The sequence below is a fragment of the Phytohabitans kaempferiae genome (genome assembly GCF_042433955.1).
Classification (GTDB): domain Bacteria; phylum Actinomycetota; class Actinomycetes; order Mycobacteriales; family Micromonosporaceae; genus Phytohabitans; species Phytohabitans kaempferiae.
In genome coordinates this window covers 40947-61959 of sequence record NZ_JBHLUH010000020.1, presented here as the reverse complement: position 1 = coordinate 61959, position 21013 = coordinate 40947, and the positions used below count along the sequence as shown (strand labels likewise).

Genomic DNA, 21013 nt, shown 5'->3' with positions numbered 1-21013 from the left:
GGCCCTCGCGATGCCCGCTGGCCCCGGCCTGAAGCCCGCACCGGCCCTCGCGATGCCCGCTGGCCCCGGCCTGAAGCCCGCCGCGAGCCGCGCGAAGTCCGCCGGCCTGACACCGGCCGCCGCCTTTCTGGAGGAGAAGTGATGTTCGAGCAGACGCATCCGCGTACCCGGATCGTGGCCGGCGCCGGCGCCCACCGCCGCCTGCCGGCGCTCCTGGCCGACCTGCACGCGGGCTCGGTGTTCGTCGTGTGTGGACGGACGGTGGGGGCCGGGCCGCAGCTCGCCGCGTTGCGTGAGGTGCTCGGCGACGCGATCGTCGGGGTCTTCGACGGGATCCGCCCGCAGGGCGGCATGACCGACCTGGACGCGGCCGCCGCGACCATCCGGGCCTCCGGCGCCGAGGCCGTGCTCAGCCTCGGCGGCGGGGCGGCGATCGACACCGCCAAGTACCTGATCCTCCTGCTGACCGTGAACGGGCCGCTCGACGACTACCAGGTGCCGAAGGGGCGCGGGCGGGAGGGGCGGCCGGCGCGGGCGCTGGCGGCCACCGCGTACCCGCACATCGCGGTGCCGACGACCACCGGTTCGTCCAGCGAGGTGATGCCCTGGGCCGGCGTACGGGACGAGCGGCACGGCGAGAAGGTGCTCTTCCGGGACCCGCTGCTCGTGCCCGACGTGGCCGTGCTGGACCCGCTGCTCGTGGTGCCGACCGGACCGGCGCTGACCGCGTCGAGCGGGGTGACCGCGGTCGCCCGCGCGGTGGAGGCCACCTACTCGCGGGACCGGCAGCCGATCGCCGACGGCTACGCGCTCCAGGCGCTGCACCTGCTCGCCACCGGCCTGCCCCGCTCGATCGAGGCGCCGGACGACCTCGTGGCCCGGCTCGACGCGCAGGTCGGCGCGCTGCTGTCGGGTATCGCCGCGGACAACGCGATGGTGTCGCTCACGCACGCGATCGGGCACGCGGTCGGCGGCCGGTACGCGCTCCAGCACGGCGTCGCCCACCGGATCTTCCTGCCCCCGGTCGCCGGCCGGCTGCTGCCCGCCGCCGGGTCCACTTTGGAGCGCGTCGCCGAGGCGGTCGGCGCGGACGGCCGGGACGCCGCCGCGGTCACCGCCGCGCTGCGGGAGACGCTCGCCCCGCTGCCGATCCCCACGCGCCTGCGCGACGTGAACGTCGACCGGGCCGACCTGCCGGCGATCGCCAAGGCCACGGCGGTCGAGCCGATGATGGCGTACGTCCCGCGCGAGGTCCCGATCGAGGAGATCGAGGAGCTGCTGGAGTCGTGCTGGTGACGCCGCCCCGGGTCGCGCTCGTGTCGACCGGCGGCACGATCGCCTCGGTGGGCCGGGACCGGCTGGACCTCACCGGGTACGCCGAGATCGGCGACATGCGGGCGGCCGGCGCGCTGCTGGCCGAGCTGCCCGAGCTGGCCACGATCGCGCGCATCGAGGTGGTCGAGCTGCCGAACGTGCCGAGTCACGCGCTCGGCCTGGACGGCGCGCTGGCGGTCGCCCGTACGGCGCGGCGGCTCGCCGCCGACCCGGAGATCGCCGGCGTGGTGGTCACGCACGGCACCAACACGTTGGAGGAGACGGCCTTCCTGCTCGACCTGGCCTGCCCGCCCGGTACCCCGGTGGTGGTCACCGGCGCGATGCGGCCGGCCACGGGCCTGAGCGCGGACGGGCCGATGAACCTGGTCAACGCGGTCCGCCTGGCGGTCGCACCGGCGGCGCGCGGGCGCGGCGTGCTCGTGCTGCTGGACGACACGGTGCACGCCGCGCGGGACGCCACCAAGACCTCCGCCAACCGCCTCTCCGCCTTCCGCGGCGGCGAGCTGGGCCCGCTCGGCTTCGTCGAGGGGGACGGCGAGGTGCGCTTCCACCACGCGGTCGAGCCGTGGGCGGCGCGGGGGGCGTTCGACCCGGCCGGCCTCGGTCCGCTCCCGCGTGTGGACGTCGTGGTCTCGTACCTGGGCGCGGACGGCGCGCTCGTCGACGCGGCGGTGGCGGCGGGCGCGGCCGGGATTGTGAGCGCGGGCACCGGCGCCGGCTACCCGACCCCGGAGGAGACCGAGGCGCTGGAGCGGGCGGCCGCGCGAGGCGTGGTCGTGTGCCAGGCGACCCGCGTGCCGACCGGGCGCGTGACCCCGCGACCGGAGGCGGTCGCCGGCGGCGTGGTGGCCGCCGGCGACCTCAACCCCTGGAAGGCGCGGCTGCTGCTCGCGCTGGCGCTGACCCGCACTCGGGACGCGGTCGAGATCCAGCGGCTATTGAGCCGGTGAACCGGTCAGCGCCGCCACAGGTCGGCGACCGTGTGGCGGTCGAGCCCGCGCGCCGCCTCCCACAGGGCCTTCGCGCCGCCGGTGTTCTCGTCGAACTTGCGGCGCACGCCGGCCGCCTCGTCCACCGGCCGGGTCGGGTCGCCGTCGACGCGCGCGTCGCCGGCGACCAGGCGCATCCGGGCGCCGAAGCCCTCCGCGAGCGCGGGGTCGGCCACGTACTCGACCCGCCGGGCCAGCGCCCGCACCTCGGCCCGCCCGGTGCTCTCCGGCTCGAACGACGCGACCCCGACCCGGCCGTCGACGAGCGCGAGCGCGACCGCCAGCGGCAGGCTTGCCCGCGCCTGGTACTCGCTGGCCGGCGCCACCTTCTCGGCGGCCGGCTCGCAGACGATCGGCACGTACCAGGGGGCGACCTCGCAGACGATCCGGTCCACGCGGGCCACGTCCACCTGCCCGCGCAGGTCCAGCGCCATCTCGATGAACGGATGCAGCACGTGCGCGCAGGGGTAGAGCTTGACCTGGGCCTCGTACGAGAGCCACCGCTCGCCGAGCCCGTCGGTGATGCCGTCCGGCGCGGGCGTGCCCAGGTACGAGGCGAAGAGGCCGTGCCGCCCCTCCACCACCGACGCCGGGCCGGGGAAGTCGCGGGCGGCGAGGCCGTCGGCCACGATGCCGCCGTGCGCCGCCCAGCCCGGGTGCAGCCGCTTGGACCAGGTGCCGTCGCTGAGGAACTCCAGCAGCCCGCCGGACATGCTCCCGGCCAACCCCATCGCGCTGGCGATCACGGCCGGCTCCCGGCCGTGCAGCACGCCGGCGACGAGCGCGGCGGCGAGCGGGCCGAAGACGCCGGTCGCCTGGAAGCCGCGGGCGTGCAGGCCCCGGCCGGCCGCCGCGCCGAGCCGGGCCAGCAGCTCGTCGCCGGCCGCGATCGCGGTGACCACCTCGTCGCCGGGGCGCTCGGGGTCCGCGACGGCCAGCGCCGCCGGCAGCAGCACGCCCATCGGATGGATCACCGAGGTCGGGAACGTGTCGTCGAAGTCGAGCGCGTGCACCAGCGTGCCGTGGGCGAGCGCGGCGGCGGCGGGGTGCAGCGGGGCGGGGTCGAAGAGCAGCCGGGCCGTGCCGGTACCGCCGAGCTCCGCCGCGAGCCCGCGCACGGCGACGCCGGGCGGTGTCGGCCAGGCCGCGGCCACCAGCCCGACGGCGTCGGCGACGCGGAGCGCGACCCGGTCGCGGACCTCGGGGGGTACGTCGGCCGAGCGCAGGTCACGGGCCCAGGCGGCGAAGGTGGCGGAGACGGTCGACACAGAAACACTCCAGAAAGGTTGTACCGGACATGACGAATCTATGGGAAAAGGTGGACGCGGCGGAGGTCGGTGAGCTGGCCCTCGCGCTCGGCCGGATCGACAGCCCCACCGGCGACGAGCACGCGGTCAGCGACTTCCTCTTCGACTGGTGCGCCGAGGCCGGCCTCGCGCCGCGCCGGGTCCGCTCGCATCCGGACCGCGCGGCCAACGTCGTGGCCCGTATCCCGGGCACCGGCGGTGGCCGCTCGCTGCTGTTCAACAGCCACATGGACACTGCGGTGGCGCCCGGTGACCGCACCTACTTCGCCGAGCCGGACCGGCCCGAGTTCCACACCGCGTGGCGCGACGGGGACGACCTGGTCGGCGTCGGCGTTGTCAACGACAAGGGGCCGATGGCGTGCTGGCTGGCCGCCGCCGCGACGCTGCGCCGGCAGGGCGTACGCCTCCCCGGCGACCTGGTGCTGACGATGGTCACCGGCGAGATCGGCCACGAGCCGGTGGACGACCTCGACGGCCCGCGCCACCAGGGCAAGGACCACGGCAGCCGGTACGTGGCCACGCACGGCGGGCTCGCCGACTACGTGGTGGTCGCGGAGACCACCTCGTTCGCCCCGATCTGGGTCGAGCCGGGCAAGGCGTTCTTCCGGATCGAGGTACGCGGCCGCGACCGGGGCGTCTACACGCCGTACCTGCGGCGGCCGTACGCGGCCGACGAGCAGCCGAACGCGATCGTGCGGGCCGCCCCGGTCATCACCGCGATCGAGGAGTGGGCGTACGGCTACCAGGAGCGCAACCGGTCGGTCCGGGAGGCCGGCGAGGTCGTGCCGAAGGTCAACATCGGGGCGCTCCGGGCCGGCCATCCGACCCAGCCGATCCTCTCGCCCGCCTCCTGCGTGCTCTACGTGGACGTGCGGATCCCGCCCGGCGACAACCCCCTCGGCGTGCAGGACGAACTGCGCGCGCTGGTCCGCGGGGTCACGCCCGATGCCGACGTGGAGTGCTACCTGTTCCGGCGCGGGTACGAGGCCGAAGGCGCCGAGCCGCTCGTGGCCGCCCTGCGCGCCGCGACCGACGCCGAGGTCGCCCCCGAGCGGCGTACCGACCCGGGGCACACGCCGTCGAGCATGTGGCGGGACCTCAACGTCTGGAACGAGATGGGGATGCCGGCCGTGACGTACGGGCCGGGCCAGGGCACCGGTGCCGGCAACGTCTCCATCGCGGCTGGCGACCTCGCGTCTTGCGCGCGGGTCTACCTGCGCACGGCGCTCGAGATCTGCGGCACGCCCCGGTGAACCCACCGGCCAAGACTCCCGGACCCGGACCGGAGCGGGGCAGCGGCGCGTTCCACTGGGCGGACGGCGCCGGTAGCCGGGCGGGCGGTGGCACCACTTCACTTGACCCGATGGAGGTCCCGCTCACCGTCAACGGCACCGACCACCGGCTGCCGATCGAGGACAACGCGCTCCTCCTCGACGTGCTGCGGGAGCGGCTCCGGCTGACCGGGGCGAAGCGCTCCTGCGACGTACAGGTCTGCGGGGCGTGCACGGTCCTGGTCGGCGGCGAGCCGGTCAGCTCCTGCTGCTTCCTCGCGCACGACGCGTGCGGGGGCGAGGTGCAGACCATCGAGGGGTACGCGGCCGAGGAGGGCTTCGCGGCGGTCGCCGAGGCGTTCGAGCGCCGCAACGCGTTCCAATGCGGCTACTGCGCGCCCGGATTTCTGATGACGCTCAAGCCCCTGCTCGCCAGCGGCGCCCTGCGCAGCCGCGCCGACGTGGAGCGCGAACTGTCGGGCAACCTGTGCCGCTGCACCGGCTACCGGGCGATCGTCGACGCGGTCTGCGACCTGGCCGGGGTCGCGCCGTGACCGGCCGGTCCGCGACCCGCCCCGACCTCGCCGTGGTCGGGCAGGCGGCGGTCCGTCCCGACCTCGCGGCCAAGCTGACCGGCGCGGCCGAGTACGGCGCGGATCTCCACGTGCCGGGCGCGCTGCGGGTCGCGCTGGTGCGCAGCCCGGTCGCCCACGCCCGGATCATCGCCATCGACACGTCCGAGGCGCGGGTCGTACCCGGAGTCGTCGCGGTGGTGACCTCGGCGGACCTGGACGACTACGACGCGACCTGGGGCCACTACGTGCGGGACCGGCCGATCCTCGCCCGGGACGTGGTCCGCTTCGCCGGCGAGATCGTCGTGGCGGTCGCCGCCGAGACCGAGGCCGCCGCGGCGGCCGGCGCCCGCGCGGTGCGGGTCGGATACGAGCCGCTGCCCGCGGTGCTGGACGTGCGCGAGGCCGTGGCGCCGGGCGCGGTGCGGGTGCACGACGGCCCGGCCCGGCCCGGCTTCGGCTGCCCGCCGCGCGCCGCGTTCGACGACGGCAACGCCTTCTTCCACCACCGGATCGACATCGAACGGGCCGCCGGCGAAGACCCGCCGGACGCCATCGTGATCGAGCGGGAGTACGCCTTCCCGGCCGTCTACCAGTACGCCATGGAGCCGCACGCCGTGGTCGCCACCGCCGGCGCCGACTCGATCGACGTGTGGTCCTCCTGCCAGCATCCCTTCCTCGTACGCCAGGAGCTGGCCGAGGTGTTCGGGCTGCCCGAGGAGCGCGTGCGGATCCGCGTGCCGTACGTGGGCGGCGGCTTCGGCAGCAAGTCGTACGCGAAGATGGAGCCGGTCGCGGTCGCCGTCGCGCGCGTCGCCGGCCGGCCCGTACGGCTGGTCAACCGGGTCGAGGACGCGATGCTCACCACGCGCCGCCACGGCATGCGCTGCCGCATGCGCACGGTCGTCGGCCGGGACGGGCGCCTGCTGTCCCGCCACGCCGAGATCTGGATGGACACCGGCGCGTACGCGGACAACGGCCCCACGGTCACGATGGTGGCCGGCATGGCGGCGGTCGGCCCGTACCGGTGGGACCGCGTGCACGTCGACGCCGCCTGCGTCTACACGCACCTGCCGCCGGCCGGCTCGTACCGGGGCTTCGGCGCCGCGCACCTCCAGTGGGTCGGCGAGTCGCAGGTGGACGAGGCGGCGGCGGCCCTCGGCATCGACCGGCTGGAGCTGCGCCGGCGCAACCTGCTGAGCCGGGGCGAGATCGTGATCCCGGGCTGCAAACCGCTCGACGCCGACCTTGCCGGCGACCTCGACGCGGTGGCCGCCCGGCTCGGCTGGGGCGCCGACCTGCCCGCCTGGCACGGTCACGGCCTCGCGGTCGGCGTCTCCCCGGCCGGCGTATCGGCGCGTTCGCACGCCCGGGTCGAGCTGCGGCCCGGCGGGCGGATCGCGGTGCTGGTCGGTTCGCAGGAGATCGGCCAGGGCGCCCGGACCGTACACGCCCAGGTCGCGGCCGAGGTGCTCGGCGTGCCGCTGGACCGGATAGACGTACCGGCCACCGACACCACGACCACGCCGTACGACCGGTCGACCGGGGCCAGCCGCTCCACCACCGTCGCCGGGCTGGCGGTCCAGCGGGCGAGCGAGCGGCTGCGCGACGCGATCGCGGTCGCGTCCGGCGGGCGCGGCGTGGACCTCGCCGAGCTGGCGCCACTCGCCGGCGAGGGCTCCGCGGAGGAGCTGGGCGGCGGCTCCGGGCCGGCGCTCTTCTGGGAGGTCTGCGTCGCCGGCGCCGAGGTGGCGGTCGACCCGGAGACCGGCCGGATCGACGTCCGCGAGGCGGTGACGGTGGCCGACGTCGGCCGCGCGATCAACCCGACCCTGGTCGAGCGCCAGGACGAGGGCTGCACGCTCCAGGTGGTCGGCAACGCGCTCTTCGAGGAGATGCGGTTCGGCCCGGACGGCGTGCTGCGCAACGGCAGCCTGCTCGACTACCGGATACCCACGGTGTCGGACATGCCGGGGGAGATGACCTGCGTGATCGTGGAGAACGGCGACGGTCCCGGCCCCTTCGGGGCCAAGGGCTGCGGCGAGGGCGTCTTCGGCGGCCTCACCGCCGCGCTGGTCACCGCCGTGACCCACGCCGGGGTACGCGTCCCCGAGCTGCCCATGTCGCCGGACCGCGTGTGGCGGTGGATCCATGCTTCCTGACTTCACCCTGCTCCGCCCGGCCACGGTCGCGGAGGCGTGCGCGCTGCTGGCCGAGCAGACCGGCGAGGCGGCCGCCTACGCCGGCGGTACTGAGCTGCTGCTCGCCATGAAGCTCGGCGAGGCCACGCCCCGCTATCTGGTCGATCTCAAGGGCGTGCCCGGCCTCGACCCGCTGACTGTCCACGATGGAGTGTTGCGGATCGGGGCGCTGGTCACCCACCGCCGGCTCGAACGGGCACCGCTGGTCGCCCAGACGCTGCCGGCGCTGGCCTGGCTGGAGCGGCGCCTCGCCAACCCACGCATCCGGGCCACCGGCACGGTCGGCGGCAACCTCGCCTCCGGCCGCCCCCACTCCGACCTGGCCACGTTTCTCATCGCGGCCGGCGCGACCGTCTCGTGCGTCTCGTCGGCCGGCGCGGCCCGGACCGTCGCGGCCGCCGACCTGACGGTCGCGCCGTTCCAGACCGTGCTCACCGAGGACGAGGTGATCGTCGGCGTGGACGTGCCCGTGCCGGCCGCCGGCACGGCCCTGGCCCACCAGCGGTTCATCCTGGTCGAGCGCCCGGCCGCCACCGTGACCGTCCGTCTCACCGCGACCGGCGGCGTCGTCACCGCGGCCCGCGTGGTGGCCGGCGCGGCCTCGCCGATCCCCGCCCCGCTGCCAGCGGCGGCGGACGCCCTGGTCGGCGTGCCGCTCGACGCCGGACCGGTGGAGCTGCGCCAGGCCGGCGAGGCGGCGGCCGAGACGCTGGCGGTGGCCCCCGGCGGCGACGAGGCGTACCAGCGGCAGCTCGTCGCCGTGCTCGTCCGCCGCGCCGCCCACGCGGCCCTCGCCGACCTGGCGTTCGCGCCCAGGTAGCTGTCCGCTCGCGCCGCACGAGACCAAGGATCTGAAGAGCTCCCGGGTCGGGTGATCGCGCGGGTCATGCGTTGGGGAAGCTGTCGAGCTGGGCGCGCCGGTGCCCCAACCCGGCCCGGCGTCATGCGGATCACCGCCTGCCCGCCGCCGACCCGGAAGGACGGACGCCGGATGCGCGCCTCGCGCCGTGGATGCGCGGGACCCGGCCGCGAGGGGCTATGTCGGGGACACTGCCCGTTCAAACCTGCCGCAAGCGGCTATGTCCCCGGCATAGCCCACGCACCGGCCGGGTCCCGCGCGGCAACGCGCACCGGACCTGTCCGACTGCCGCCGGCTCGGCATCAAGGTGCTGCCGCCCGACGTCAACGCCAGCCAGCTCACCTTCGCCGCGGTCGGCGCCGACATCCGCTTCGGCCTCGGTGCGGTCCGCAACGTCGGCGCCGGCGTGGTGGACGCGATCGTGGCCACGCGCGAGGCGAAGGGGGCGTACACCGACCTCGACGACTTCCTCGCCAAGGTCCCGGCCGCCGTCTGCAACAAGCGGGTCGTCGAGTCGCTGGCCAAGGCCGGCGCGTTCGACTCGCTGGGCCACCACCGTAAGGGCATCGTCGCCGTACACGAGACTGCGGTCGACGCGATCGCCGACGTCAAGCGGAAGCAGGCGCACGGCCAGGACTCGCTCTTCGGGCCGGCGGCCTCCCCGGCGGCATTCGCGGTCGCCGTCCCCGAAGGGGAGTGGGACCGGGTCACGCTGCTCGCCTTCGAGCGGGAGATGCTCGGCCTCTACGTCTCCAGCCATCCGCTCGACGGCGCCGAACGCCTGCTCGCGGCCAACCGCGACACCACCATCGCCGACCTGCTCGCCGCCGGGCGCCAGGACGGCGCGGTCCGGGTCGCCGGCATCATCGCCGGACTCCAGCGAAAGATCACCAAGCAGGGCAGCCCGTGGGCGATCCTCACCGTCGAGGACCACGACGCCGCCGTGGAGTGTCTGATCTTCCCCAAGACCTATGCCGAGTACGCCGACACGCTCGCCCAGGACCGTGTCGTCTCGGTGCGCGGCCGGATCAACGTGCGCGACGAGACGACGAGCGTCTACGGCGAGGAGGTCACCCCGCTCGACCTCGCCCGCGCCGACGCCGAGCCGGCCGTCGTGATCTCGCTCCAGCAGGACCGGCTCAGCCCGCGCCTGGTACGGGAGCTGGAGCAGATCCTGGCCGCCCATCCCGGCCGGGCACCGGTGCACCTGTGCCTGCACCGCCCCGGCGCCCGGAGCGTCCTCTACGACCTGCGGCTCTTCCGGGTCGCCCCGGCGCCGGCCTTCTTCGGCGACGTCAAGGCGCTGCTCGGCTGGATCGCCGGCGGCCGGCCCCCGACGTCGGACGAGGAGGCGCTGCGCGCCGATATCGACACCTGGCGCGCAGGCACATCCTGACGGCAGGCGCCGCCGACGGCGTTTGTGGGGTTGGGCTCAGACCTCGATCACGAGGTCCGCGTCCCCGAAGCCCGCGTACAAGCCGGGCGTGGTCGACAGCAGAGGCACGTCGTAGTCGATCGCCAACAATGCCGCCACGGCGGCATCCGGCCGGCCCGCGATGTCGGTCGCCGCAGCGACCGCCTGCCAGTCCTCCGGACCCCGCAACAGGGCCGATGCCTCATGCTCGGACAGTAGCTGGAACAGGTCTGGATGACCGTCGCCAGCCGCCCGCCACGCCTCGGCCATACAGGCGACCGGAAGTCCGAATGCGGCGCCCTCATCGTTGATCTCGGCGATGGTCTCCCCGACGCCGATCGACCGGTCGCCGCCGTGGATGAACCGGAGTATCGCGGACGTATCCAGGACTGCGCGTAGGGGCCGGTCTGTCACAGCCCCAGAGCGTAGTCAGGCGGCCGGCGCCTTGGGGGGAAGGCCGACCTTCGCGCGTAGCGCATCCCGCCGCTCCGGTGTGCGGGCGGCAGCCGCCCGGTCCAGCCGCTCTCGGGCCCGGGCCTTGCCTTCTTCGGTGATCTCAATCCCGACGGCGGCCAGCAATTCCTCGGTGCTCACCGAGGGCTCGGAATCCCAGCTGCGGGAACTTCTCGTGACCACGAACAACAGGGTACAACGTGACCTAGCCGTACGCGGAGCGCAACGTCGTGCCGATGCCGGCCGCCGCCTCCTTCACCAGGTCGGCGAGCTGTTCGGCGGTGGTGGTGTGCAGCGCCGAGGTCACCGATATGGCCGCGATCGCGCCCTTCTCGGAGTTGAGCACCGGCGCGCCCACCGCGAGGTAGCCGACGTGCATCTCCTCGACCTCGGTGGCCGTACCGGTCTCCCGGGCCCGTTCCAGCGCGCGGCTCAGGTGCAGCGCCGACGTGATGGTGCGTGGCGTACGGCGCGGCAGCCCGGCCCGGAGCACCTCGGTGACCAGGTGCGGGTGCGAGTACGCGAGCAGCGCCTTGCCCACCGCCGTGCAGTGCATCGGCATCCGGCCGGCGATCTGGGTCAGCCGCGTCGGCTGGCGAAACGGCGACAGGCGCTCGATGACCAGCGCGTCGAGGCCGTCCACGATCGCCAGGTGGACCACCGAGCGGGTGCGGTAGAGCAGCTCCTGCATGTACGGGCGGGCCGCGTCGCGCAGGATGCGCTGGCGGGGCACGCGCTGCCCCAGCTCGAACAGGCGCAGCCCGAGCCGGTAGTCGGCGCCGGAGCGTTCCAAGACGCCCCAGGTGGTGGCGACCTGGCAGATGCGGTGGACGGTGGTGCGCGGCAGGCCGGTGCGGCGGACCAGCTCGGCCAGCGACAGCTCGACGTCGTCCATCGTGAACGCGTCGAGGATGATCTCGATCTTGCCGACCACCGACCGAGGGTCGAGCTTGTCGGCTTCCCCCGGCGCCGTCACGTGGTTTCGTCCAGGAATTTCGAGACGAGCGCGGCGACCTCGTCGGGCATCTGCTCCATCAGCGGCACCATGCCGCCCTGGATGATCTCCAGCCGGGCCCGGGGCAGCCGCTCGACCAGGCGCGGCACGTGGTGGTACGTGATCGGGTCGGCTGTCGCGCCGATGCAGAGCACCGGACCGGGGTAGCCGGTGCGCCCCTCCATCCGGTACGCGCTGATCGCCCGGTGGCCCTCCTCGGCCTGGTGCTCCAGCAGCAGGACGTCGCGCACGTACCGGTCGAGCAGGTCGGGGCGGGCCGGCGGGTAGAAGCCGCTGCGGCGTACCCACAGCTCCGTCAGGTGGCGGCCGTCGTCCTGGAGCTCGACCAGGCTGAGCGGATGCATCTGCGGCCGGTTGCGGCGGAACTCCTCGTCCACGTACGGCGTGCCGGACAGGATCAGCCGCCCCAGCCGCTCCGGCCGCTGGTGCGACACCTCCACGGCCACGATGCCGCCGAGCTGATGGCCGAGCAGGTCGACCCGGTCGAGGCCCAGCTCGTCGAGGAGCGCGATCACCGCGCCGGCGTACCGCTCGATGGAGTGGTCCTCGATCGACTCGGAGGCGCCGAAGCCGAGGATGTCCGGCGCGATGACCCGCCGCTTCTCCGCCAGCAGCGGCATCAGCTCGCGGAACTCGTCCCACGAGCTGGGCGTCTGGTGCAGCAGGACCAGCGGCTCGCCCGCGCCCATCTCCACGTAGTGCATCAGGCCGCTGCGCGTCCGGGCGTAGTGCGGAGAGAACATCGGGGCGATCATCCGGTTTTAGTCCTGTCGTGAGGTTTGTCGGCTTGGTCCGTGCCGCCGCTGTGGCCAGCGTAGTTCGGTCGCCGGCCGCCCGGGATGCGCCTGCATCCACTGACCGGGATGCCGCGCTGGTCAGTTCCGTGGCTGGTCGCGCAGCCTATGGACCCGGACGACCCAGGGCACACGGGAGGGAGGGCCGATGACCGAGCTTGTCGAGCGGGCGTGGGCGGCGATCGACGCCGACCGCCTCCGCGACCTCGCTCTGCGGATGGTGTCGACGCCGAGCCCGACCGGGGACGAGGCGGCACTCGCCCGGCTGCTCACCGGCCACCTGGCCGAGGTCGGGCTGGAGGCGACGTACCAGGAGATCGACGAGCGGCAGGGGAACGCGGTCGGCCGGCTGCGCGGCGACGGCACCGGCGCCGACCTGCTGCTGTACGCGCCGATCGACACGCTCTCGGTCGGCACCGAGGAGGAGGACCTGCCGTACGTCGGCGACGCCCTCCGCCCGGACATGCGCACCGAGGGGCTGCTCGACGGCGACACGGTGATCGGCCTCGGCGCCAGCAACCCCAAGGGGCACGCCGCCTGCGTGGTCGAGGCGGCCTCGGCGGTCGCCGCGGCGGGCCTCCCGCTCCGCGGTGACCTGCTGGTCGGCCTCGGCGCCGGCGGCATGCCCACCAACAGCCGCCCCGGCGCGACCCGGGCCAACACCGGGCAGGGCAACGGCTGCTCGTTCATGCTCGAACAGGGCGTGTGGGCCGACCACGCGATCCTCGCCAAGCCCGGCTGGTCGGTCTCCCACGAGGAGGTCGGGCTCTGCTGGTTCACCGTCCGGGTCCTCGGCACCTTCAACTACGTCGGCAGCCGGCAGCGCCTGCCGTACCGCAACGCGGTGGTCGACGCGGCCCGGCTGATCGGCGAGTTGGAGCGCTGGTTCCCCGAGTACACCGCCCGCAACACCGGTGGGCTCGTCGCGCCGCAGGGGCACGTCGCCTCGGTGCGCGGCGGCTGGGAGCGGACCGCGGCGTTCAGCCCGGCGGTCTGCGAGTTCACGGTGGACCTGCGGATCAGCCCGCGTACGACGCCGGCGGACGCGGCTCGGCAGTTCGGCGAAGGGCTGGCCGCCGCACTGGAACGGCTCGGCGACGTCTCCGCCACGTGGGAGATGACGCTCTCCATCCCGGGCAGCCACACCGACCCGCAGACCTGGATCGTCGGGGCCTGCGTGCGGGCGTTCGAGGCGGTCACCGGCGCGCCGCACGTGGTCGACGAGGTGTACCGGACGACGAGCGGCGCGACCGACGGCAACATCCTGCGCAACCGGGGCATCCCGACGGCGCGGATCGGGATGCCGCGACTCGCCTCGACGGACGGCTCCGAAGTGGACTTCCCGCTGGGGATGAACGCCGCGTCACTGCCGAACATGCTGCGGCTGACCCGGCTGATCGTGGCCGCGGCGGTCGACGCCTGCACGCGGGACCGGGCGTCAATTGGAGGTGTGTCATGAGGTGGTGGCAGGAGGTCTTCGCCGGGGAGGCGGGCACGGCGTACGCGTCGTTCGCGCACCGGCAGGAGCCGGGGGAGCGTCCCGCGGTCCTGGTCATCGACGTCGTCCGGTCGTTCGTCGGCTCGCCCGGCCTCGACCTGGAGGCGGCGATCGCGCAGTGGCCCACCGCCTGCGGCCCGGCCGCGTACGAGGCGCTGCCCGCCGTCGCCGCGCTGCTCGACGCCGCCCGTACCGCCGGCGTGCCGGTCGTGCACCTGCGCCCGGCCGGCCCGGCCGCCCGGCTTCTCGGCCCGACGGTGAAGAACGAGCTGGTCGGCGAGTTCGTCAACGGCCGGCCCGGCGCGGTCGACTTCGTGCCCGAGTCGGCGCCGCGCGACGGCGAGCTGGTCGTCGCCAAGCCCCGGGCCAGCGCGTTCTTCAACACGCCGGTCGCCACGTACCTGCACTCGCTGGGCGTGGACGACCTCATCATCGCCGGCACCACGACCTCCGGCTGCGTACGCGCCTCGGTGGTGGACGCGTTCTCGCACGGCTTCCAGCCGTTCGTGGTCGAGCAGGCCGTCTTCGACCGCTCGCGCCTCTCCGCCGGGGTGAGCCTCTACGAGATGGACGCCAAGTACGCCGACGTCGTGCAGCTCGACGACGCCCTCAAGCGGCTGGCGGCGGTCCGATGAGGACGGTCCACTTCCACGTCGACCGGCTGCGCCTCGCGGGCTCGCTCTTCCTGCCGGAGGAGCGCCCCGAGGCCGGTGTGCCGGCGGTCGTCTTCTGCCACGGCTTCGGCGCGACCCGGGAGTACGTGGCCGCCGACAGGGAGCACGCCGGCGCGCTGTACGCCGCCGCGCGCGAGCCCAAGGAACTGCTCACGCTGCCGGACGCGACCCACCACGACATCTACCGCGGCCACCACTTCGACGAGGTCGTTGACGCGGCCGCGCGGTGGTTGGGCGCACACCTGGATAAGACCCACGCGGAGGTTCGGAACAAATGACCATCGAGCGCGAGGCGGGGCAGCCGCCGGTGTGGCAGAACGACACCCCCGAGGGGCAGGCGCCGGTGATGGAGGGGCAGGACTGGTCGGCCTGGCCCCAGTACGAGAGCGCCACGCTCGGTCTGCGCGACTACTGGTACCCCGTCGACTGGGCGGACCGCTTCACGCGCAAGCCGCGCCCCGTGAAGATCCTCGGCGAGGACATCGTGCTGGTGCGCGAGGGCGACGAGATCTACGCGCTGCACGACCGGTGCCCGCACCGCGGCGTGCCGCTCTCGCACGGGCGCCGCCAGTTTCCGGACACGGTCAGCTGCGCGTACCACGGCTGGACGTTCGAGCTGAAGACCGGCAACCTCTGCGCGGTCCTCACCGACGGCCCGGACTCGCCGATCTGCGGCAAGCTCAAGGTCCGCACGTACCCCGTGCAGCAGCGGCTGGGCCTGGTCTGGGTCTACGTCGGCGCCGGCCCGGTACCGCCGGTGGAGCGGGACATCCCGGCCGAGTTGCTCGACAACGACTTCGTGATGGGCGGCCGCAGCGACGTGCGCAACGGCAACTGGCGCTTCGCCGCGGAGAACGGCTTCGACGAGGGGCACGCCAAGTACCTGCACAACACCGCCCTGTGGCGGCTGTTCAAGGTGATGCCGGCGTGGAACAAGACCCGCCTCCAGCAGGAGGGGCCGTGGCTGGTGCGGGTCCAGGAGGAGTTGCACTGGGAGGCCGAGTTCCCCGGTCTTGGCACGTGGACCAACAAGCGGTGGTGGAAGCGGATGCCGCTGCCCGACCGCCCCGGCAAGGGCAAGCGGGTCAACCCCGTCATCGACTCGCTGAAGATCCCGGGCTTCGTCTCCATCCGCCTGCCCGGTCTGCTGCGTGTCGCGTACCCCCAGTTCATCCACTACGAGTGGTACGTGCCGGTGGACGAGGACCACGTCCGGTACGTGCAGATCATGGTCCGGTTCGAGAAGGGGCTGACCGCCGCGGCGTTCAAGGCCAAGTACCTCGCCGGTATCCGCTGGCTCTTCCACGGCCAGTTCACCGGCCAGGACGCCTGGATGGTCGACGTGACCGACGCCCCGCCGGAGCGGCTCTACCGCCCCGACCTGTCGATCACCGGCTGGCGCCGGCTCGTCGAGCGCTCCAAGCCCGTGGTCCAGACCCGTCCGCAGCGTACGAAGGCCGAGTGATGAAGTTCCGTACCCCCGTTGTCGTGGCCGCCGTCGTCGTGGCCGCCGCCGCCATCCCGCAGGTCCGCCGCGGCCTGGCCCGCCTGCTCCTGCTCACCACCGGCACGGTGGTCCGCGACCAGCGGCGTCTCCAATGAGTCAGGTCGTCCTCGGCGTCGGTGCCTCGCACAGCACGCTGATGAACACGCACTGGGACGAGGTCGCCGACCTGCCGGACGCGATCGCGTTCCGCGAAGGGCTGGAGGAGGCGGCGGCGCTGGTCGCCGAGGCGCGCCCGGACGCCGTGGTGATCATCGGCTCCAACCACTTCCGCGGCTTCTTCCTCGACCTCATGCCGGCGGTGACGATCGGCGTCGCCGAGTGCGTCGGCGCGGGGGAGTCCGGCACGCCCGGCGGGCCGCTGCCGGTCGACACCGCGCTCGCCCGGAGCCTCGTCGACTCGCTGCTGGAGAACGAGTTCGACGCGGCGTTCTCGCTGCGGCTCCAGGTCGACCACGGCATCACGCACAGCCTGCAGTACCTCGTGCCGGGGCTGGACGTGCCGATCGTGCCGGTGGTGCTCAACATGTTCGCGCCGCCGCTGCCGACGCTGCGCCGCTGCCACCGGCTCGGCGAGCAGATCGGCCGGGCGGTCGCCGGCGACGGCGCCGGCAAGCGGGTCGTCGTGATCGCCTCCGGCGGCCTGTCGCACCGGCTGCCGTGGCCGAAGTGGTTCGAGACGTTCTCGGACGACGACCGCTTCCTCGTCGAGGCATGGCTCAACGGGCGCACGTCGTGGAAGGAGTACGAGGTGCGCCGGCGGCAGATCATCCGGGCCGCCGAGGCCGACATCAACCCCGACTTCGACCGCCGCTTCCTCGACCTGCTCGCCACCGGCGGGCTCGCCGAGATCGTCGGCTACGACAACGACCGGGTCGAGGCCGAGGCGGGCAACGGCGGCCAGGAGATCCGCTCCTGGGTCACCATGGCCGCCGCCGTTGGCCCGGCCGAGGGCCGCACGCTCGCGTACGCACCGATCCCCCAGTGGCTCACCGGCATGGGTGTGGCCGCGCTCGTTCCCGGAGGTAACCGATGACGTTCTGGACCGACCTGACCGGCGTGCCGTTCTCGCTGGACTACGTGGACGCCGGTGGGGTGCGTACCCGCGCGCTCCGGGCCGGCGCGGGCGAGCCGGTCGTCTTCCTGCACGGGACCAGCGGCCACCTGGAGGCGTTCGTCCGCAACTTCCCGGCGCACTCGCGGCACTTCAGCTGCCACGCGATCGACATGCTCGGCCACGGCTACACCGCCGGGATCGACGCGCCGTACCGGATCGAGCGCTACGTCGAGCACCTGCTGGCGTACCTCGACGCGATCGGCGCCGACCGGGCGCACCTGGTCGGCGAGTCGCTGGGCGGCTGGGTCGCCGGCCGGCTCGCCGCCGACCACCCCGAGCGGGTCGCCCGGCTGACGCTGGTCGCGCCCGGCGGCACGGTGGCCAACCCGAACGTGATGGAGCGGATCAAGACCAGCACGCGCGCCGCGGTGGAGAGCGACGACATCGGCCTGACCCGAAAGCGCCTCGAACTGTTGATGCACGACCCGGCCAAGGACGTCAGCGACGAGTTGGTGGCGGTGCGGCACGACATCTACCACCGTCCCGAGTTCAAGGCCGGGCTGGACAAACTGCTGTGCCTCCAGGAGATCGAGAACCGGGAGCCGGACCTGCTCAGCGAGGAGCAGATGGGGCGGATCACCGCGCCGACCCTGATCGTGTGGGGCGCGGAGAACCCGTTCGGCGAGGTCCCCGAGGCCAAGCGGATGAACGCGTCGATCCCCGGCTCCCGGCTGGAGATCTTCGAGCGGTGCGGGCACTGGCCCCAGCACGAGCACTCGGACCGGTTCGACGCGCTCAACATCGGCTTCCTGACCGGGCGGGACTGATCCGATGGACGTCCTGGTCAAGCAGGCGACCTGGGAGGCCGAGGGCGTCCTGTCGCTCGTGCTGGTCGACCCCGACGGCGCCGAGCTGCCCACCTGGACGCCCGGCGCCCACCTCGACCTGCACCTCGGCGACCGGCTCCGGCAGTACTCGCTCTGCGGCGACCCCGCCGACCGCGGCCGCTACCGGGTCGCCGTGCTGCACGCGAAGGAGAGTCGGGGCGGCTCGGCGTACGTGCACGAGCGGCTGCGCCCCGGCCAGACCGTCCGGATCGACGGGCCGCGCAACCACTTCACGCTGGAACCGTCGCCGCGCTACCTCTTCGTCGCCGGCGGCATCGGCATCACCCCGATCCTGCCGATGGTCCGCCAGGTCGCGGCCGAGGGCCGGGACTGGCGCCTGGTCTACGGCGGCCGGGGCCGCCGTTCCATGGCCTTCCACGAGGAGCTGGCCGGGTACGGGGACCGCGTGGAGATCGTGCCGCAGGACGAGCGGGGCCTGCTCGACCTGGACGCGCTGCTCGGCACGCCCGGCCCCGACACGCTGGTGTACTGCTGCGGGCCGGAGCCGCTGCTCGCCGCCGTCGAGGCCCGCTGCGCCGCCTGGCCGCCGGGGAGCCTGCGGCTGGAGCGGTTCGCGGCCAAGCCGCAGGACTTCGGGCCGGACGCCCCCTTCGAGGTGGTCTGCCAGCGCTCCGACGTCACCGTCCGGGTCGATCCGGGCGTGTCCATCGTGGACGCGCTGGAGGAGACCGACATCTGGCTCTCCAGCGCCTGCCGGGAGGGCATCTGCGGCACCTGCGAGACGCGGGTCATCGACGGGACGCCGGACCACCGCGACTCGCTGCTCTCCGAGGAGGAGCGGGCGGCCGGAAAGGTCATGCTCCCGTGCGTCTCCCGGGCACTGACCAAGAGGCTCGTGCTGGACCTCTGAAGATCTTCGAAGAGACAGAGGATTTGAGCTGCCGCGATGTCCGCCGTGGTTCGGACCGCCGCTCCCGCGGCCCTGATCTCCGCCTCCACAAGACCGAGGCCCGCGCCGCGGACGTCGACCTCGGCTCGGGATGTGTGACGGCGGAGGGTGAGGCTGCGGGAGCAGCGGCCTTGCCCGCGGCGGACATGGCGGTAGCCCAAATTTTTTAATCATCCAACTTGAATGGATCATTTGTGGAGGGCGCGATGAGCAGGACGAAGGTGGCGATCATCGGTTCCGGCAACATTGGCACCGACCTCATGATCAAGGTGCTGCGGCTCTCCCCGCACCTGGATGTCGCGGCGATGGTCGGCATCGACCCGGCCTCGGACGGCCTGGCCCGGGCCGGCCGGCTCGGCGTACCGACCACATCGGACGGTGTGCGCGGGCTGGTCGAGATGCCCGGCTTCGACGAGGTCCAGATCGTCCTGGACGCGACGTCGGCCGCCGCGCACGTGGCGAACGACGCGGCGCTGCGGCCGTACGGCAAGCGGCTCATCGACCTCACGCCGGCCGCGCTCGGCCCGTACGTGGTGCCGTCCGTCAACCTCGACGCCCACCTCGACGCGCCGAACGTCAACATGGTGACCTGCGGCGGGCAGGCGACCATCCCGATCGTCGCGGCCGTCGCGGCGGTCACGCCGGTCCACTACGGCGAGATCGTGGCGTCGATCGCGTCCCGCTCGGCCGGACCGGGCACGCGCGCCAACATCGACGAGTTCACCGAGACCACGCGGCTCGCCATCGAGCGGGTCGGCGGCGCGGCCCGGGGCAAGGCCATCATCGTGCTCAACCCGGCCGAGCCGCCGATGATCATGCGGGACACCGTGCTCTGCCTCGTCGGCGAGGCGGACCAGCGGGCGGTCGCCGACTCGGTGCGGGCCGCCGTCGAGGCGGTGCGGGCGTACGTGCCCGGCTACCGGCTCAAGCAGGAGGTGCAGTTCACGCCGGTCGCGCCGGACGAGCCGACGCACACGCTCGCCGCCGTGCCGGACGGGACCCCGCTGTGGCGGGTCACGGTCTTCCTGGAGGTGGAGGGGGCCGCGCACTACCTGCCCGCCTACGCCGGCAATCTCGACATCATGACCTCGGCGGCGCTGCGGGTCGCCGAGCGCATCGCCACGTCCACGGAGGTGCTCGCGTGACCGGAGTGTACGTACAGGACGTGACGCTGCGGGACGGCATGCACGCCATCCGGCACCGCTACTCGCTGGACGACGTGGGCCGGATCGCGGCGGCGCTGGACGCGGCCGGCGTGGACGCCATCGAGGTCTCGCACGGCGACGGGCTGGGCGGGGGGAGTCTCACGTACGGTCCGGGCAGCCACACCGACTGGGAGTGGATCGAGGCGGCCCGCGCGGCTGTGCGGCAGGCCCGGCTCACCACGCTGCTGCTGCCCGGCATCGGCACCGTGCACGACCTGCGCCGCGCGTACGACCTCGGTGTCACGTCCGTACGGATCGCCACGCACTGCACCGAGGCCGACATCGCCGCCCAGCACATCGCCACCGCCCGCGAACTCGGCATGGACGTCTCCGGCTTCCTGATGATGTCGCACATGAACGACGCCGCCGGGCTGGCCGCCCAGGCGCGGCTCATGGAGTCGTACGGCGCGCACTGCGTCTACGTGACCGACTCCGGCGGCCGGCTGACCATGGACGGCGTACGCGAGCGGGTCCGCGCCTACCGCGACGCGCTCGACCCGGCGACCGAGATCGGCATCCACGCCCACCACAACCTCGCGCTCGGCGTGGCCAACTCGGTCGTCGCCGTGGAGGAGGGCGTGCGCCGCGTGGACGCCTCGCTGGCCGGGCAGGGCGCCGGGGCCGGAAACTGCCCGATCGAGGCGTTCGTGGCGGTGGCGTCCCTCCAGGGCTGGACGCACGGTTGCGACCTGTACGCGCTCATGGACGCCGCGGACGACCTCGTGCGCCCGCTCCAGGACCGGCCCGTGCGGGTCGACCGGGAGACGCTCACGCTCGGGTACGCCGGCGTCTACTCCAGCTTCCTGCGCCACGCCGAGACCGCCTCCCGGCAGTACGGCGTCGACGTGCGCCGGATCCTGGTCGAGGTGGGCGAGCGGCGCCTGGTCGGCGGCCAGGAGGACATGATCACCGACATCGCCCTCGACCTGGCTGCCCGGTCCTGACTTTCTCAGCCGTTCGTACCGGATCTGGGCCGGTCCGCTGTAACGTTCCTGTGAACGCTGGTGAACAAGCGACCAGCGCCGCTCAGTGATGCGACCAGACCGCGCCCATCAGCTAGGACGCAAC

Annotated in this window: 22 protein-coding genes; 17 read left to right on the top strand and 5 right to left on the bottom strand. The window is 73.7% G+C overall.

Features of this window, described 5'->3' with window-relative positions:
* The first annotated feature begins 141 nt into the window (after positions 1-141).
* Both ACFFIA_RS13800 and ACFFIA_RS13795 read left to right on the top strand, forming a co-directional pair.
* Positions 142-1296 carry an iron-containing alcohol dehydrogenase family protein gene (locus ACFFIA_RS13800; protein WP_377250677.1) on the top strand — a complete coding sequence of 385 codons (1155 nt, stop codon included), beginning with the start codon at positions 142-144 and terminating at the stop codon, positions 1294-1296.
* Positions 1287-2285 (top strand): asparaginase, encoded by a 999-nt coding sequence (locus ACFFIA_RS13795; protein WP_377250675.1) that lies wholly within the window; start codon positions 1287-1289, stop codon positions 2283-2285. Before ACFFIA_RS13800 ends, ACFFIA_RS13795 begins: the two co-directional genes overlap by 10 nt.
* A 5-nt stretch (positions 2286-2290) precedes the next feature.
* On the opposite strand, the gene ACFFIA_RS13790 is transcribed toward ACFFIA_RS13795, so the two are convergent.
* The gene (locus tag ACFFIA_RS13790; RefSeq protein ID WP_377250672.1) at positions 2291-3592 is read right to left on the bottom strand and encodes an MmgE/PrpD family protein; all 1302 of its coding nucleotides are present in this window, start codon (positions 3590-3592) and stop codon (positions 2291-2293) included.
* Between the two features lie 29 nt (positions 3593-3621).
* On the opposite strand from ACFFIA_RS13790, the gene ACFFIA_RS13785 reads away from it, so the two are divergent.
* The 5 genes from ACFFIA_RS13785 to ACFFIA_RS13765 all read left to right on the top strand — a co-directional run bounded on the left by ACFFIA_RS13785 (position 3622) and on the right by ACFFIA_RS13765 (position 9930).
* Positions 3622-4884, top strand: coding sequence for a M20/M25/M40 family metallo-hydrolase (locus ACFFIA_RS13785; protein WP_377250670.1), 1263 nt, complete (start codon positions 3622-3624; stop codon positions 4882-4884).
* A gap of 110 nt (positions 4885-4994) precedes the next feature.
* Positions 4995-5456, top strand: coding sequence for a (2Fe-2S)-binding protein (locus ACFFIA_RS13780; protein WP_377250667.1), 462 nt, complete (start codon positions 4995-4997; stop codon positions 5454-5456).
* The gene (locus ACFFIA_RS13775) at positions 5453-7636 is read left to right on the top strand and encodes a xanthine dehydrogenase family protein molybdopterin-binding subunit (RefSeq protein ID WP_377250664.1); all 2184 of its coding nucleotides are present in this window, start codon (positions 5453-5455) and stop codon (positions 7634-7636) included. The genes ACFFIA_RS13780 and ACFFIA_RS13775 overlap by 4 nt, the downstream gene beginning before the upstream one ends.
* Positions 7626-8495: an FAD binding domain-containing protein gene (locus tag ACFFIA_RS13770; protein ID WP_377250662.1), complete on the top strand. Its 870-nt coding sequence runs from the start codon at positions 7626-7628 to the stop codon at positions 8493-8495. Before ACFFIA_RS13775 ends, ACFFIA_RS13770 begins: the two co-directional genes overlap by 11 nt.
* Positions 8496-8841: 346 nt before the next feature.
* On the top strand, positions 8842-9930 hold the full coding sequence (locus tag ACFFIA_RS13765; protein ID WP_377250659.1) for a helix-hairpin-helix domain-containing protein: 1089 nt from the start codon (positions 8842-8844) through the stop codon (positions 9928-9930).
* Positions 9931-9966: 36 nt separating this feature from the next.
* Here ACFFIA_RS13765 and ACFFIA_RS13760 read toward each other — a convergent pair whose 3' ends face one another.
* From ACFFIA_RS13760 to ACFFIA_RS13745, 4 genes are read right to left on the bottom strand one after another with little or no spacing between them, the layout of a single operon-like run.
* Positions 9967-10362, bottom strand: a complete 396-nt coding sequence (locus ACFFIA_RS13760; RefSeq protein ID WP_377250657.1) for a hypothetical protein — start codon at positions 10360-10362, stop codon at positions 9967-9969.
* 15 nt (positions 10363-10377) lie between these two features.
* On the bottom strand, positions 10378-10584 hold the full coding sequence (locus ACFFIA_RS13755; protein ID WP_377250655.1) for a hypothetical protein: 207 nt from the start codon (positions 10582-10584) through the stop codon (positions 10378-10380).
* A gap of 22 nt (positions 10585-10606) precedes the next feature.
* The gene (locus tag ACFFIA_RS13750) at positions 10607-11377 is read right to left on the bottom strand and encodes an IclR family transcriptional regulator (protein ID WP_377250652.1); all 771 of its coding nucleotides are present in this window, start codon (positions 11375-11377) and stop codon (positions 10607-10609) included.
* Positions 11374-12159, bottom strand: coding sequence for an alpha/beta fold hydrolase (locus ACFFIA_RS13745; RefSeq protein ID WP_377250650.1), 786 nt, complete (start codon positions 12157-12159; stop codon positions 11374-11376). Before ACFFIA_RS13745 ends, ACFFIA_RS13750 begins: the two co-directional genes overlap by 4 nt.
* 199 nt (positions 12160-12358) lie before the next feature.
* Here ACFFIA_RS13745 and ACFFIA_RS13740 point away from each other — a divergent pair, with 199 nt between their 5' ends.
* From ACFFIA_RS13740 to dmpG, 10 genes are all read left to right on the top strand, one after another.
* Positions 12359-13669, top strand: coding sequence for a hypothetical protein (locus ACFFIA_RS13740; RefSeq protein ID WP_377250647.1), 1311 nt, complete (start codon positions 12359-12361; stop codon positions 13667-13669).
* Positions 13666-14343, top strand: a complete 678-nt coding sequence (locus tag ACFFIA_RS13735; RefSeq protein ID WP_377250645.1) for an isochorismatase family protein — start codon at positions 13666-13668, stop codon at positions 14341-14343. The genes ACFFIA_RS13740 and ACFFIA_RS13735 overlap by 4 nt, the downstream gene beginning before the upstream one ends.
* Positions 14340-14660 (top strand): hypothetical protein, encoded by a 321-nt coding sequence (locus ACFFIA_RS13730; protein WP_377250643.1) that lies wholly within the window; start codon positions 14340-14342, stop codon positions 14658-14660. Before ACFFIA_RS13735 ends, ACFFIA_RS13730 begins: the two co-directional genes overlap by 4 nt.
* On the top strand, positions 14657-15847 hold the full coding sequence (locus tag ACFFIA_RS13725; RefSeq protein ID WP_377250641.1) for a Rieske 2Fe-2S domain-containing protein: 1191 nt from the start codon (positions 14657-14659) through the stop codon (positions 15845-15847). The genes ACFFIA_RS13730 and ACFFIA_RS13725 overlap by 4 nt, the downstream gene beginning before the upstream one ends.
* The gene (locus ACFFIA_RS13720; protein WP_377250638.1) at positions 15847-15984 is read left to right on the top strand and encodes a hypothetical protein; all 138 of its coding nucleotides are present in this window, start codon (positions 15847-15849) and stop codon (positions 15982-15984) included. Before ACFFIA_RS13725 ends, ACFFIA_RS13720 begins: the two co-directional genes overlap by 1 nt.
* A complete protein-coding gene (locus ACFFIA_RS13715) occupies positions 15981-16922 on the top strand; it encodes a DODA-type extradiol aromatic ring-opening family dioxygenase (RefSeq protein WP_377250636.1) in 942 nt (313 codons plus the stop codon). The genes ACFFIA_RS13720 and ACFFIA_RS13715 overlap by 4 nt, the downstream gene beginning before the upstream one ends.
* On the top strand, positions 16919-17770 hold the full coding sequence (locus ACFFIA_RS13710; protein ID WP_377250634.1) for an alpha/beta fold hydrolase: 852 nt from the start codon (positions 16919-16921) through the stop codon (positions 17768-17770). Before ACFFIA_RS13715 ends, ACFFIA_RS13710 begins: the two co-directional genes overlap by 4 nt.
* A gap of 4 nt (positions 17771-17774) precedes the next feature.
* Entirely contained in the window at positions 17775-18701 is a 927-nt protein-coding gene (locus tag ACFFIA_RS13705) for a PDR/VanB family oxidoreductase (protein ID WP_377250631.1), read from the top strand.
* Positions 18702-18946: 245 nt separating this feature from the next.
* A complete protein-coding gene (locus tag ACFFIA_RS13700; protein WP_377250628.1) occupies positions 18947-19885 on the top strand; it encodes an acetaldehyde dehydrogenase (acetylating) in 939 nt (312 codons plus the stop codon).
* Complete coding sequence (gene dmpG, locus ACFFIA_RS13695; RefSeq protein ID WP_377250625.1) at positions 19882-20889, top strand: 4-hydroxy-2-oxovalerate aldolase; 1008 nt, start codon at positions 19882-19884, stop codon at positions 20887-20889. Before ACFFIA_RS13700 ends, dmpG begins: the two co-directional genes overlap by 4 nt.
* Positions 20890-21013: the final 124 nt, after the last annotated feature.